This is a genomic window from Gloeomargarita sp. (assembly GCF_053491055.1).
Genome location: NZ_JBRCEP010000001.1, coordinates 1 through 12,169 on the forward strand (window position 1 = coordinate 1; position 12,169 = coordinate 12,169).

The 12,169-nt window shown below is 59.2% G+C and carries 14 protein-coding genes; 5 read left to right on the forward strand and 9 right to left on the reverse strand.

Translation table 11 applies throughout. The features are described 5' to 3' along the window. The 4 genes from ACWISF_RS00005 to ACWISF_RS00020 all read right to left on the reverse strand — a co-directional run. Positions 1 to 586, reverse strand: a 586-nt coding sequence (locus tag ACWISF_RS00005; protein ID WP_448379545.1) for a hypothetical protein, incomplete at its 3' end; no start/stop codon positions are given. After that, the gene (locus ACWISF_RS00010; protein ID WP_448379546.1) at positions 583 to 1,329 is read right to left on the reverse strand and encodes a PilN domain-containing protein; all 747 of its coding nucleotides are present in this window, start codon (positions 1,327 to 1,329) and stop codon (positions 583 to 585) included. The genes ACWISF_RS00005 and ACWISF_RS00010, both read right to left, overlap by 4 nt. Positions 1,330 to 1,334: 5 nt before the next feature. Beyond that, positions 1,335 to 2,414 (reverse strand): type IV pilus assembly protein PilM, encoded by a 1,080-nt coding sequence (pilM, locus tag ACWISF_RS00015; protein ID WP_448379547.1) that lies wholly within the window; start codon positions 2,412 to 2,414, stop codon positions 1,335 to 1,337. Positions 2,415 to 2,622: 208 nt separating this feature from the next. Continuing rightward, positions 2,623 to 3,174, reverse strand: a complete 552-nt coding sequence (locus tag ACWISF_RS00020; protein WP_448379548.1) for a TVP38/TMEM64 family protein — start codon at positions 3,172 to 3,174, stop codon at positions 2,623 to 2,625. Between the two features lie 43 nt (positions 3,175 to 3,217). On the opposite strand from ACWISF_RS00020, the gene nfi reads away from it, so the two are divergent. The 4 genes from nfi to ACWISF_RS00040 all read left to right on the forward strand — a co-directional run bounded on the left by nfi (position 3,218) and on the right by ACWISF_RS00040 (position 6,295). Continuing rightward, positions 3,218 to 3,925 carry a deoxyribonuclease V gene (nfi, locus tag ACWISF_RS00025; protein ID WP_448379549.1) on the forward strand — a complete coding sequence of 236 codons (708 nt, stop codon included), beginning with the start codon at positions 3,218 to 3,220 and terminating at the stop codon, positions 3,923 to 3,925. A gap of 83 nt (positions 3,926 to 4,008) precedes the next feature. Further along, positions 4,009 to 4,317, forward strand: a complete 309-nt coding sequence (locus tag ACWISF_RS00030) for a ribbon-helix-helix domain-containing protein (RefSeq protein WP_448379550.1) — start codon at positions 4,009 to 4,011, stop codon at positions 4,315 to 4,317. A 24-nt stretch (positions 4,318 to 4,341) separates the two neighbouring features. Continuing rightward, a complete protein-coding gene (gene ycf46, locus ACWISF_RS00035; RefSeq protein ID WP_448379551.1) occupies positions 4,342 to 5,856 on the forward strand; it encodes a stress-responsive protein Ycf46 in 1,515 nt (504 codons plus the stop codon). Between the two features lie 85 nt (positions 5,857 to 5,941). After that, the gene (locus ACWISF_RS00040) at positions 5,942 to 6,295 is read left to right on the forward strand and encodes a DUF1257 domain-containing protein (RefSeq protein WP_448379552.1); all 354 of its coding nucleotides are present in this window, start codon (positions 5,942 to 5,944) and stop codon (positions 6,293 to 6,295) included. A gap of 70 nt (positions 6,296 to 6,365) precedes the next feature. On the opposite strand, the gene ACWISF_RS00045 is transcribed toward ACWISF_RS00040, so the two are convergent. Both ACWISF_RS00045 and ACWISF_RS00050 read right to left on the reverse strand, forming a co-directional pair. Continuing rightward, positions 6,366 to 8,276, reverse strand: a complete 1,911-nt coding sequence (locus ACWISF_RS00045) for a DNA polymerase III subunit gamma/tau (RefSeq protein WP_448379553.1) — start codon at positions 8,274 to 8,276, stop codon at positions 6,366 to 6,368. 23 nt (positions 8,277 to 8,299) lie between these two features. Beyond that, the gene (locus tag ACWISF_RS00050) at positions 8,300 to 9,235 is read right to left on the reverse strand and encodes a DMT family transporter (protein ID WP_448379554.1); all 936 of its coding nucleotides are present in this window, start codon (positions 9,233 to 9,235) and stop codon (positions 8,300 to 8,302) included. 86 nt (positions 9,236 to 9,321) lie between these two features. Between ACWISF_RS00050 and ACWISF_RS00055 the strand changes: the two genes are divergently transcribed. Continuing rightward, complete coding sequence (locus ACWISF_RS00055; protein WP_448379555.1) at positions 9,322 to 10,422, forward strand: glycosyltransferase family 4 protein; 1,101 nt, start codon at positions 9,322 to 9,324, stop codon at positions 10,420 to 10,422. Here the strand turns inward: ACWISF_RS00055 and trpA are convergent. From trpA to ACWISF_RS00070, 3 genes are all read right to left on the reverse strand, one after another. Continuing rightward, positions 10,398 to 11,192, reverse strand: a complete 795-nt coding sequence (gene trpA / locus ACWISF_RS00060; protein ID WP_448379556.1) for a tryptophan synthase subunit alpha — start codon at positions 11,190 to 11,192, stop codon at positions 10,398 to 10,400. The two genes, ACWISF_RS00055 and trpA, sit on opposite strands and share 25 nt — an antisense overlap. A gap of 33 nt (positions 11,193 to 11,225) precedes the next feature. After that, entirely contained in the window at positions 11,226 to 11,825 is a 600-nt protein-coding gene (locus ACWISF_RS00065) for a Uma2 family endonuclease (protein WP_448379557.1), read from the reverse strand. Between the two features lie 122 nt (positions 11,826 to 11,947). Next, on the reverse strand, positions 11,948 to 12,169 hold a 222-nt coding region (locus ACWISF_RS00070), incomplete at its 5' end, for a pentapeptide repeat-containing protein (RefSeq protein ID WP_448379558.1).

Consider the following 12,169-nt stretch of genomic DNA (forward strand, 5'->3'; position numbering starts at 1 on the left):
TGATATTCAACAGCAACCGCAGGCGCTCGATGTTCCGCAACACGGCCAAAAGCTGGGGATAGGTGCTCTGCACTTCCACCTCGTAGCTGACCTTCTTCAGTAACCCCATCGTCTGTTCCGCCGGAGCCTTGGCCTGGGTGGGCTTTTTCTGCTCCGTTCCAGGGGTCTGTTCATCCACCTGTCCCACAGTCGCCACCGCACCAGGCTTGAAGGAAAGCAACGCGGCCCCACTGTCGCGCACCTGCTGGTCAATCATCAACAAAGCCACCTGCAAATCCTGCTGGCTGCCAAAAATGGCCTCCAAACGCTTGCGCTGCTCTTCTGCCTGGCGCAACTCCACTTCCACCCGAGCGCGATCCTTGAGCGCCGCCTCCTTTTGCCGGATTTCATTGTTGATAGCTTCCACTTCACTTCGCAACTGTTCCACCCGCAACGAGGCAGGCTGGATCAAGGTGAAATAAATGGCCACCGCACCCCCAATCCCGACCAATCCCGCCAGGAGACCGTAGAGAAGAAACGGACTCATGCCGAGAATTTTCTGGGAACCAGCCGCCTTGGGTTGTTCAAACGCACCGCTGAGGGTCATTGTCCTGCCTCCTTCTCCTGGGGTTTATCCGTAGCCGCAGGCCGGGCACTGGGGCGATCCTGCAAAATGCCCAACTCCCGCAAAATCTCAATCCGCGTTTCCAACCCCACCGCCCCCGTGCGCTTCAGGTTGGCCAAATTCTCTGACAGTTTTTTATCCGTCGCCAAAGCCACCTGCACCTCATACTGCACCAACGGCTGGGTGTCCTCACCCCCCCGCGTTGCCGCCCGTTGCGAACTGACCAACCGGGGTTCATTAGGCGGTGTTCCCTTGAAAAAAGGCGACCGCGCCAACACCAGCAGAAACTCGTTTACGGTACTGAATTCGTTGGCCTGCCCCGTGATTTTCAAATTGCTCCCGCTTTGCTCCACCTTACGCAACTGAATCCCCGCCAGCGTACGATTCCCCAAATCCTGCACCACCGCCGACCAGGGCGTGACCCGCTCCACGACATTGGCCAATTCCTTCGTTTCCTTGCGAATTTGCGCCAGCCGCTCCCGCAACCTGTCCAGTTCCGCCAACTGTTGCCGCAAAGGATTCAACCGGGCTTCCCCCCGCACCTTCTCCTGTTGCAAGTTCTGCTCCTGCATCAGCGTAAAGCCCCAGAACCCCCCAGCACCGACCAGGGCTATCACCCCCACCGCTATCCCCAACACCAAAGGCAGGGGACTGGCTTCCTCCTCCACGTAGGTTTGCCCCTGGGGCGCCCGGTCCCGTAAGAAGTTAATCTCTATCGCATACATAACCCTTAAGCCTCCCGCAATGCCAGTCCAAGCACCACTCCCAAACCAGAACGCTCCGCCGGGGGAATCTCCTGGGCTACCTCCAAATTGAGCGTCCGCACCGGGTCAATACAACTGGCAGCAATCCCCAACCGGTTGCTCATATATTCATCCAAGCCACCCATCGCCGCCCCCGGCCCCGCCAACAAAATCTGCACCACTTCCACCGCATCCGGCTGATCCCGGTAAAAATCAATCGAGCGGCGCAGCTCATCCCCCAATTCCTGCAACACCCGGATCAGGGCCATCCCCGGTCGGTTCGTCGGCATCGTGGCATCCCCCTCCTCCGGCACCGTCATCGTCTGCGCCCAGTTGGGATTGCGACTCACCGGCATACTGGCAGCCCGGCTGACCGCATTTTGCATCTCCAAGACCCCAATCGGCACATCGCGGGCAAAATGGGGAATCCCATTCACCACAATGTTAATCTCCGTATTGTCGTAGCCAATATCCACCACCGCCGCCGCTTCCCGATCCGTAAATGTCTGCCGCATCTGCTCGCGCAGGGCACGCAACAGCGCAAAACTGGTAATCTCCACACTCCGCACCGTCAGCCCCGCCTTTTGCGCCGCCTCCAGATACCCATCCGTCGTTTCCTTGCGGGTGGCCGCCAACAACACCTCAACCTGCTCCTGGTCGTCTTCCCCCCGCGACAGCCCCAACTTCTGAAAATCCAAATCCGCCTCCTCCCGCGGGTACGGCAAAAACAGGGCCGCCTGCTCGTTTTCGATGTTTTCCCGCAACTCCATATCATCCAACTCCGCAGGCAGTTTCACCAAACGGGTCACCGCCCGGTGCGAAGGAATCGCCAACGCCGCCCGCTTGGCCTTAATTTTCTGCTCCTGCATCACATTTTTAATCAGCTCGGCCACCCCATCCCGGTCAACCACCTGCCCATCCTGGATCAAGCCCTCCGGCATTTCCGCTGCCGCCAGCGCCTTGAGCCTCAGACTCGCCCCCCGCCTTTCCAACTGTGCCACCTGCACCCGCAACGGCGTCAGCTCAATGCCCACCCCCTGACTACCACCCCCAAAAAATCCCGTCATAACCCCCAACCGTAAATGTCGCCACTAATCTGAGTATTAACCTGGTGTGAGGCTGGGAACCCGTGGCACAATTAAGCCATCCATCGAAAAACTTGCCCTGTTACTTTATTTATCAGCCGCAGGCAGGAACGTATTTATCAGCCGCAGGCAGGAACGATAGCTTTATTATTACACCAAGGGTTGGGCTGCTGTAAAGCCCCCCACCGCTTTAACGGCGTGACCTGACCTGCCCTGCCCACCCAGTCAGCACCATTCCCCCCAAACCCACCCAAAACCAGCCGTTGGCCCCAGGGTGCAGGCCACTGCCCAGCCACACCACCGGCGCTACCCCCACCACCGTCCCCGGCACCAAGGTCAAAAGATAGTCCCGCCAGGAAATCCCTGCCAATCCCGCCCCGTAATTGACCAAGCCGTAGGGAAGCACCGGCAGCAGACGCACCCAAAACAACACCATCCCCCCCCGCTGCTGCACATACCGCCGCCAACGCCCCCCTAAGCGCCGTTGCAGCCAAGCTTGCCCCGCCCCCCGCGCCCAGGCAAACCCCACCACTGCCGCCAAACAGGCCCCCACCACGGTCCACAGCAACCCCCAGCCCGGCCCAAACAGCGCCCCCGCGGCCACATTCAAAGGGGTCGTCGGCAACAGCACCAGGGTCGCCACCATGTACACCCCGATATAAACCCCAGCGCCCCAGACACCCGCCTGCCCCACCCAATGCGCCAGCGATTCGCTCAGAAGATGGGGAGCATGCCACGCCATACTGGAAAACGTCGCCGCTGTTGGCTCCGATTGTAGAAAAACCGTGCCGTCTTTTGCCCTGCCCGGCGATTGGCCGACCACTGTAGCCGCCGCCCAAGCCCTGCAAACCCGGTTGGCGGCCCAGGTACGCACCCAGGACGATTTGCCCCCCATTCGCACCGTGGCTGGGGTAGATGTGGGCTTTTGCGAAGGGAATCGGGTGGCACGGGCAGCCATTGCCGTGTTGCGTTACCCGGATTTGTCCCTGCAGGACCACAGCGTGGCCTGCCTGCCCGTGACGTTTCCCTATATCCCCGGCTTGCTCTCGTTTCGGGAAATTCCGGTGATCCTCTGCGCCCTCAACCACCTGCGTCACCTGCCCGACCTGCTCCTGTGTGACGGCCAAGGCCGCGCCCATCCCCGCCGCTGCGGCATCGCCTGCCATTTGGGATTGCTGACAGATATTCCGACCATTGGGGTCGCCAAATCCCGCCTGGTGGGACAGCACGCCCCTGTGGGCAACCGGCGCGGGGACTGGCAACCCTTGGTGGATCAAGGGGAAACCATCGGCGCCGCCTTGCGCACCCGCCCCAACACCCACCCCCTGTACATTTCCCCCGGCCACCGCATCAGCCTGAGCACCAGCATTGCCTACGTCCTCCATTGCACCCGCCGCTACCGCCTGCCGGAACCCACCCGCTGGGCCCATCGCCTGGCCGCCCAACCCCCGGCGCCCCTCCCCCTGTTCCCCGGAGAAGGTAAATTTTTGTGACAAAAATGGCGGCAAGCCAGCATCCCAGCTTGACGGCAGGGGGACGGTTGCGTAAAGTGGGGATACCCGGGTATGAGTTCCCTATGACAGACAAGCACAAAGTTACGGTTTATCTTTCGCCAGAGTTGCACCGCCAGTTAAAGATTCGGTCGGCGGTGGAATCGGAACCCATGTCGGCGATGGTGGAGCGGGCGATTGCCTTTTATCTGGCCCATCCCGAGGTGGTGGCGGGGCAGTGTGGTCATACCCACGTGGTGCATCACTGTCCTGAGTGTGCGGCGGCGGTGGTATTGCGGGAGGGGCAGTTGGTCTCCGTGCGCGATGCGACGGCGGCGGTTTTGCCCGACCCAGTGCCGAATTTTGCGCCCCGTGAAGTGTTGATTCCCTGTTAAGTTCGCTCGTGCGAGGCTGGTGTCATGTCCGATGAATTGGTCACACTCATCAAAGCGCAGTATCCCCTCATCTACGTGGTGACCCCGGAGGAGGAGCGGGCCGAGCAGTGGATTGTCCAGTCGGCGCAGGAGACGCGGGTGGTCTCGCGGGTGTTTACTTGGACGGTGACCCACGGGCTCATCGAGTACGGCCATCCTCGCACCCACAGCCAGCACCACAACACGGTTTCCCCGGAGACGGCGTTGGATTGGGTGATCCGCCACAAGGAGCCGGGCATTTTCATCTTCAAGGATTTGCACCCGTTTATGGATTCCCCGGCGGTGAATCGTTGGTTGCGGGATGCGGTGGCGAGTTTCCGGGGGACGCGCAAGACGATCATTTTGCTCTCGCCGGTGTTGCATGTGCCGGTGGAGTTGGAGAAAGAAATGGTGGTGCTGGATTTCCCCTTGCCGACGGCGGCGGAGTTGGGGGAGGTGTTAAACCAGCAGTTGGCGCAGATGAAGCAGACCCGGTTGGACCGGAGTGTGCGGGAGAAGTTGATTGCGGCGGCGCAGGGCTTGACCCGGGACGAGGCGGAAAAGGTGTTTCGCAAGGCGCAGGTGCGTTCTGGGCGGTTGACGGAAGCGGAAGTGGCCGTGGTGGCGGCGGAGAAAAAGCAACTGATTCGGCGCAACGGCATTTTGGAGTACATCGAGGAGGAGGCCACCCTGGAGCAGGTGGGGGGGTTGGAGGAATTGAAGCGCTGGTTGCGGCAGCGTTCCCAGGCGTTTACGGAGCGGGCACGGCAGTACGGGTTGCCCCAGCCTAAGGGGATGTTGATTTTGGGGGTGCCGGGGTGTGGCAAGTCGTTGATTGCCAAAACCACTTCCCGGTTGTGGGAGTTACCCCTGTTGCGGTTGGACATGGGGCGGATTTATGACGGTTCGACGGTGGGGCGTTCGGAGGCGAATTTGCGCAGTGCGCTAAAGACGGCAGAGTCGATTGCCCCGGTGATCTTGTTTATTGATGAGTTGGACAAGGCGTTTGCGGGGTCGGCGGGGTCTGCGGATAGTGATGGGGGCACGTCGTCGCGGATTTTTGGCACGTTCCTGACCTGGATGCAGGACAAAACCTCACCGGTATTTGTGATGGCGACGGCCAACCGGGTGGACAAGTTGCCGGGCGAATTTCTCCGCAAGGGCCGGTTTGATGAAATTTTCTTTGTGGATTTGCCGAATTTGGAAGAGCGGCGGGAGATTTTCCGCATCCATCTGGCGCGGCGGCGTCCCGAAATTGACCGATTTGATTTGGACCAATTGGCAAAAGTTTCCGAAGGTTTTTCCGGGGCGGAGATTGAGCAGGCGGTGATTGCGGCGATGTACGATGCCTTTGCCCAAGACCGGGAATTCACCCAGTTGGACATTATTGCGGCGGTGAAGGCGACGCTGCCGCTTTCCCGGACGATGACCGAGCAGGTGACGGCGCTGCGGGATTGGGCCAAACACCGAGCGCGTCCGGCGGCGGCTTCGGTTGCTGAATATCAGCGACTGGAGTTTTAACAGGCTTTTGGCCCCAAGGGGTCAGAAGGCTCGTTTCCAACGAGCAGTTTCTTGTCAACCAAGACGATCTCAGGAGGATAATCTCATGTCTCACTTCAGCACCTTGCGGACCAAAATCACCGACGCGGAGATTCTGAAGAACTCCCTGCGGGATTTGGGCTTCCAAGTTAAGACCAACGCCGATGTGCGGGGTTACAACGGGCAGCGGCTGCGGGCCGACATTGTGGCCGTGCTGGAAGGTGATTACGATTTGGGTTGGTCGCGCAACGCCGATGGCAGCTTCGACCTGATCGCCGACTTGTGGGGGGTGGCCAAAAAGTACAACCAAACTGAGTTGATCAACTCCATCAACCAGAAGTACGCCATCAACAAGACCCTGGCGGAAGTGAAGCGGCCTGGGCTGCAAAACGCCAACGTGAAACTGGTGGTGCAAAAGTAACGCCAGCTTGCGTTCCCAATGGTTGCGGGTTGGTTCCCAGGAGCCAACCCGTTTCTTTTGGGGTGGCGGTCTAGAATTCTTCCGGTTCTTCTGGCGGCACAATCACCTCCCCCTGGAAGAAATGGGCCAATCGCTGGGCGGCCAGCATCACCTGGTCTTCCTTGGCAACGTCCGGCAAGGGCAAACGGCTGGGGGGACTGGGTTGGTGGGTGGGTGAGGCGGGCGGGGGCGCCGGCGTTAGCGCTTCTCCCTTGTGGGCGGCCCGGAGATGCACGGTGACAGGCTGCTGCAATACCTGTTGGAAGGCGGCTTGCAGTTCTTTCAGTTTTCCTTGGGCATTGCGGAGCAAGGCCGCGGATTTGAGGACGACTTCGGCCTGGTGGTTTTCTAATTTCACCAGACTGGCATCCTGAAAGAGGGCGCGGGCAGGTGGCTTTTTGATCTGCTTGACCACCTGTGCCCACAAACTGGCTAGGTCCTGACCCGCTTGGGCGGATAGGGAGGAAGGAGTTGCCGGGGGCGCGGATGGGATTGTCTGAGAAGGTGAATTGATTGCCGGGGCAGGTGAGGAATTAGGCACCTCCGAGGATGGGGTTGCTGCACCAGATGACGAGATAGCCTGGGAGGATGAATTTATTGCCGGCGGCGATGATGAGCTAACTTTCTCAGGTGATGGAATTGCCTGAGGAGATGATGGGCAAGCCACCCCAGATGACGAGATGGTCTGAGAAGGTGAATTGATTGCCGGGGCAGGTGAGGAACTGGCCGCCTCAGAGGATGGCATTGCCGCAGGAGATTGGGTGGGCGCGGGGGCTGGTGTCCTGCGTTCCGGTTGGGGGGGAACCGTCGCCGGTGGCGCCGGCGTAGGGGTAGTTGCCGTTTTTTCCTGCCACAGATGCCACCATCCCAACAGGATCACCTCCAACCACAGGTGCGGCTGGGTGGTATGGCGCAGTTGCGGTTCGCTTTGGCGCAAATACTCCTGGGCCTGGAGCAAATCCGTCACCGTGACCCGTTCCCCCAAGGTCTGCCAGGCTTGCCAGGTCTCCGGCAGCAGGGTCGTCAAATGCCGTTCCTGGGGTGCAGTCAGGGCAATTAGGCCATCCCGGACAAACCCCACCAGTTGTTGGTACAGGTGCAGCGGTTCCCAGCCCCGTTCCAGCAAAGCCCGCCCCCGTTGCACTACCGCCAGCAACGGTTCGGTGTAAATGCCCTGCACCAGCTCCCACAAATCCCGTTCCGGCACCCGTCCGGCCAATTCCCAGACCTGTTCCGGCTGAATTGGCGGCGGCAGTAAACTGAGTTGGTCGAGCAGACTTTCGGCATCCCGCAGCCCCCCTTGCGCCAGCTGCGCTACCAGCGTCAACGCTGCCGGGGTAATGGCAATCCCCTCCTGGTCGGCAATCCGGCGCAAATGGGCCTCCATGTCCGCCTGGGCAATGCGGCGAAAATCAAACCGCTGGCAGCGGGAAATAATCGTGGCGGGCACCCGTTGCGGGTCGGTCGTTGCCAGCACAAACACCACCCGCTCCGGCGGTTCCTCCAGGGTTTTTAACAGGGCATTAAAGGCCGCCCCCGAAAGCATATGGCATTCGTCAATAATAAAGACTTTGTACCGCGCCTGCACGGGGGCAAACTGCGCCCGCTCGATCATCTCCCGCACATTATCCACCCCCGTATGGCTGGCCGCATCAATCTCGATGATGTCCAGGGCATTTCCCTGGGCAATCGCGCGACAGAGGGCGCATTCCCCGCAGGGTTCGGGGGTGGGTCGGTCCGTACTTTGGCAATTCAACGCCTTGGCCAGAATCCGGGCAGAGGAGGTTTTCCCCGTGCCCCTAGGACCTGTGAACATATAAGCCGGGGCAATCCGTCCCAGCCGTACCCCCTGACTCAGGGTGGTGCGGATCACATCCTGGCCCACCAACTGGTCAAACGTCTGGGGGCGGTATTTCTGATGCAGGGGAATGTACACAGGCACGAATAGGGATTAACCCGATATGCTCACGGGTCGGGTTCGACGACGACCGGCACAGGCACAGGTTCATTCAGCATCGCACCCAAGCGGTGCCGTTGGTTGACCAAGGTAATGCTCACTAAAGTCAAAATCACACCGCCCAACTGCCACAGGGTCAGGGTTTCTCCCAAAAACAGCGCCCCAAAGGTAAGGGCAAACACCGGCGTCAAAAAGGTCAACGCGCTCAAACTGGTGAGATTCCCCTGGGCGGCCAGGTAGAAAAACAACCCATAGGAAGCGGCACTGCCCAACACGGCACTGTAGGCCATACCCAGCCAGCCCCAGGCGTTCAGATGGCCCCAGGCCGGCCCTTCCCACAGCCCAGAGAGCACCAGCAGCGGGATGCCCCCCAACACCAGATGCCAACCCGTCGCTACCACCGGGTCAACCCAGCGGCTCAGCCAGCGCATCATCACCGTCCCCAGCGCCATCGCCACCGCCGCCAACAACATCCACCATTCCCCATGTCCGGCCACCTGCGCCCACGCATTCCCCAGATGCGCCCACTCCTGCGGCGACAGAGCAATCATGGCAATTCCGGTCACACCCAACCCCAGACCCAGCCAGCCCCACAGGCCTATTACTTCCCCATACAGCCACCAGGCCAACAGCGCCACCACCAACGGTTGGGAATCAATCATCACCGAACCCAACCCCGCCTGGGTCCGCGCCAACCCGGTCACCAAAAACCCCTGAAACAGCGTGCCATCCACCAGAGCAAACAGGAGAATGGCCCCCCACGCCTGCCAAGAACGGGGTTGCGCCCGCCCCAGCACCGCCGCCGCCGCCAACACCAACAGCCCCGCCGGGATCAACCGAAACGCCCCCAAAAACAGGGGAGCCGTCTGGGGTAAGACCGCCTTCATGACAATCATGGCCGTACCCCAAAAGAAAAAAGGACTCACCAACCACAGGGGATGCATAGGCAAAGGTTTCCTGTCGTTGCGCCGATGAAATAATTATCTCTATCGTAACTCAGTGTAAATTTTTGCAAATAGATTTCCCCCCCATGGTCAAAATTCTCCACATCCAACGGGCAGGCGCCATTGCCGGGGCGGAAAACCACCTATTGCATCTGCTGCCGGGGTTGCAGCAGCGGGGTTACGACGTGACGTTTCTCGCTCTGACCAAACCCCAGGAAGCCCCCAGCCCTTTTGCCGCAGCCTTGCGCCGCCGGGGTATCCCCGTGATTGACCGGTGGGTGCATTCAGAATGGCAGCCGGACCTGCTTCCCCATCTTGTCCACCTGCTGCGCCAGGGCAATTATGACCTGGTGCATACCCACCTCCTCTATGCCGACCTGTACGGGGGCGTGGCCGCCCGGTGTCTGCCCGGCCTGAAAGTCCTATGTACCCGGCACAACGACAACCGGTATCGCCAGCGGTGGCCCATGCGCCCCCTGATCACCTGGAATACCCGTTGCTTTCACCATGTGATTGCCATTTCAGAACACATCAAGCGGTTTAACCAGCGCTACCAGCGGGTACCGGCAGAGAAAATCACGGTAATTCCCTACGGCTATGACCCGCCGGCCGGGGAATTTCCTACAACCCCCAAATCCTCTGGCCCATTTGTGCTGGGGATGGTCGGGCGCCTGGTGCCCCAGAAGTCCCACGCCACCGCACTTTATGCCTTACCGCTTATCCGCCAACGCATTCCCCAGGTGCGGCTGGTGATTGTGGGCGATGGCCCCCTGCGGGAACCCCTCAAGACCCTCGCAGCACAATTGCAGGTGACCGCCCATGTGGACTTGGTGGGCTACCAACCCCAGGCCGGAGAATGGATGCGCCAGTTTGACCTGCTGGTTCACCCTTCCCTCCACGAGGGCTTTGGCCTGGTTCTACTCGAAGCGATGGCCGCCCGCCTCCCGATTGTCGCCACCCGTGTCAGCGCCATTCCCGAAATCGTCATGGACGGCAAGACCGGGTTACTCATTCCCCCCAACGACCCGCCCGCTTTAGCGCACGCGGTGGTGCAACTTTTGACCAACCCGGAACAACGGGCTAGCATGGGGGCTGCCGGTTACGCCCGCCTGGTGCAGGAATTTACCGTCGCCCAAATGGTGGAGCGCACCGCCAAGCTCTATCAATCCCTGCTATCGAGCGCCTGACGCAATTGCTGGCAAAAGGTGTGCACCGCCAGGATGCCATGTTCATACAACCGCTGGACAAAGGCACTACCAACGATCACCCCATCGGCCCCCCAATCCCGAAGTTGTTTGGCCTGTTCCGGCCGGGACACCCCAAAGCCCACCCCAATCGGTTTTGCGGTGACCTGATGCAGTTGCGCCAGCAGACGGGGAATTTTCTCCGACAGGGTTTGCCGCGCCCCTGTGACCCCCGTCACACTCACCAGATACACAAACCCCTGGGATGCTTGGGCAATAGCCGCCAACCGCGCCGGGGGACTAGTAGGCGCTGCCAGCAGGGTGAGTTCAACCCCGTAGTTCTGAGCAGGCTGGCTAAGGACATGGGCTTCCTCCAGGGGCAAATCCGGCACCACCAACCCCCGCACCCCCGCCTGGGCAATGTCTTGCAGGAACCGTTCGACGCCTCGGTTAAGAATCGGGTTGTAATAACTAAACAACACAATGGGAGCGGTAATTTGACCAGACAAAGTATGGACTAATTCCAACACCTGGTTCAGGGTAGTTCCCCGTTTGAGGGCACGGGTAGCTGCCGCCTGAATCACCGGCCCATCGGCCAAGGGGTCAGAATAGGGCACGCCCAGTTCAATCATGTCGGCTCCGGCGTGCGCCAGGGTTTTTAGGGCTTGGGCGGTGGTGGCTAAATCCGGGTCACCGGCAGTAATAAAGGGAATCAGGGCGCAGCGGGATTGGGCTTGCAGGCGGCGAAATTGCTCAGAAATGGCAATTGGCATGGGCATGTGACCACACAAGGGGCTGAGCCATTATTAAATCATGGCCGGTGCTGTCGCTGGCGACTCCTCAAAAACAACTTCTTCGTAAATTTGTTCAATTTGCACCCTCAAATTGATGCTCTTAAATTCCACCGTATCCCCTGCCCGATAGCTCAAAATCAACCAATCCCCTGCCTCATTTTTGTGATAAATATCAACCGCCATTTCCTCAGAACTAACCAAAACATAATCAATCAGGTTAGGATTGCGACGATAGCGCTCGAACTTTTTGCCACGGTCATAGGCTTCGGTACTGGGGGACAAAACCTCCACAAGCAAACAGGGATAAGTGATATACAGGGGATGTTTTCTATCGCGTTCATCACAAGTCACACTCACATCGGGATAGGTGTAATCAGATGTGTGTAGAATGTTGACCTTCACATCAGAATTAAAAACCCTACATTTCTCACCTCGTAGATGCGTCCGAATTAACACTAATAAATTGATGGCAATTGTACTGTGATTTTGTGTGCCACCGGTCATGGCATACACGCGGCCATCAATTAGCTCGTACTTCTCTAGTTGCTTGGCCTCCCAAGCGAAATACTCCTCTGGGGTAAAATAGCGGTCGTGACTGGGTACGGCAATCATGGCTATCAACTCGTGCCGCCAAGGTTGGTATCCCCAGTTTATCGCTGTTCATCCCAGGCCTGCAAATTTCTGTTCCCATCTTGCTTTAATCACCAGCAGACAAATGTGCTGTTGGTAAAGGCTCAGCCAGGAGCTGCTGGTGGATGTAGCGCTCGGAGTATTGCCCCAACCCCTTGCGCTTCTTCTAGGTTAACCCCTGTGACATCTGCTCCTGATAAATCCGCTAAGAGCAAATTGCTTTGAAAAAACTGACCAAAACGCAAACACGCATATCGGAGTGAAGCTTGAAATAAATTGGCGCCGCTCCAATTAACACGATCACAATCGGCGTAATCTAAATTGGC

What these genes read in the sequence shown, in the direction of transcription:
- ACWISF_RS00010 (WP_448379546.1), bottom strand. Translation starts at nt 1,329, where the DNA reads ATGTATGCGATAGAGATTAACTTCTTACGGGACCGGGCGCCCCAGGGG.
- pilM (WP_448379547.1), bottom strand. Translation starts at nt 2,414, where the DNA reads ATGACGGGATTTTTTGGGGGTGGTAGTCAGGGGGTGGGCATTGAGCTG.
- ACWISF_RS00020 (WP_448379548.1), bottom strand. Translation starts at nt 3,174, where the DNA reads ATGGCGTGGCATGCTCCCCATCTTCTGAGCGAATCGCTGGCGCATTGG.
- ACWISF_RS00030 (WP_448379550.1), top strand. Translation starts at nt 4,009, where the DNA reads ATGACAGACAAGCACAAAGTTACGGTTTATCTTTCGCCAGAGTTGCAC.
- ycf46 (WP_448379551.1), top strand. Translation starts at nt 4,342, where the DNA reads ATGTCCGATGAATTGGTCACACTCATCAAAGCGCAGTATCCCCTCATC.
- ACWISF_RS00040 (WP_448379552.1), top strand. Translation starts at nt 5,942, where the DNA reads ATGTCTCACTTCAGCACCTTGCGGACCAAAATCACCGACGCGGAGATT.
- ACWISF_RS00050 (WP_448379554.1), bottom strand. Translation starts at nt 9,235, where the DNA reads ATGCATCCCCTGTGGTTGGTGAGTCCTTTTTTCTTTTGGGGTACGGCC.
- ACWISF_RS00055 (WP_448379555.1), top strand. Translation starts at nt 9,322, where the DNA reads ATGGTCAAAATTCTCCACATCCAACGGGCAGGCGCCATTGCCGGGGCG.
- trpA (WP_448379556.1), bottom strand. Translation starts at nt 11,192, where the DNA reads ATGCCAATTGCCATTTCTGAGCAATTTCGCCGCCTGCAAGCCCAATCC.
- ACWISF_RS00065 (WP_448379557.1), bottom strand. Translation starts at nt 11,825, where the DNA reads ATGATTGCCGTACCCAGTCACGACCGCTATTTTACCCCAGAGGAGTAT.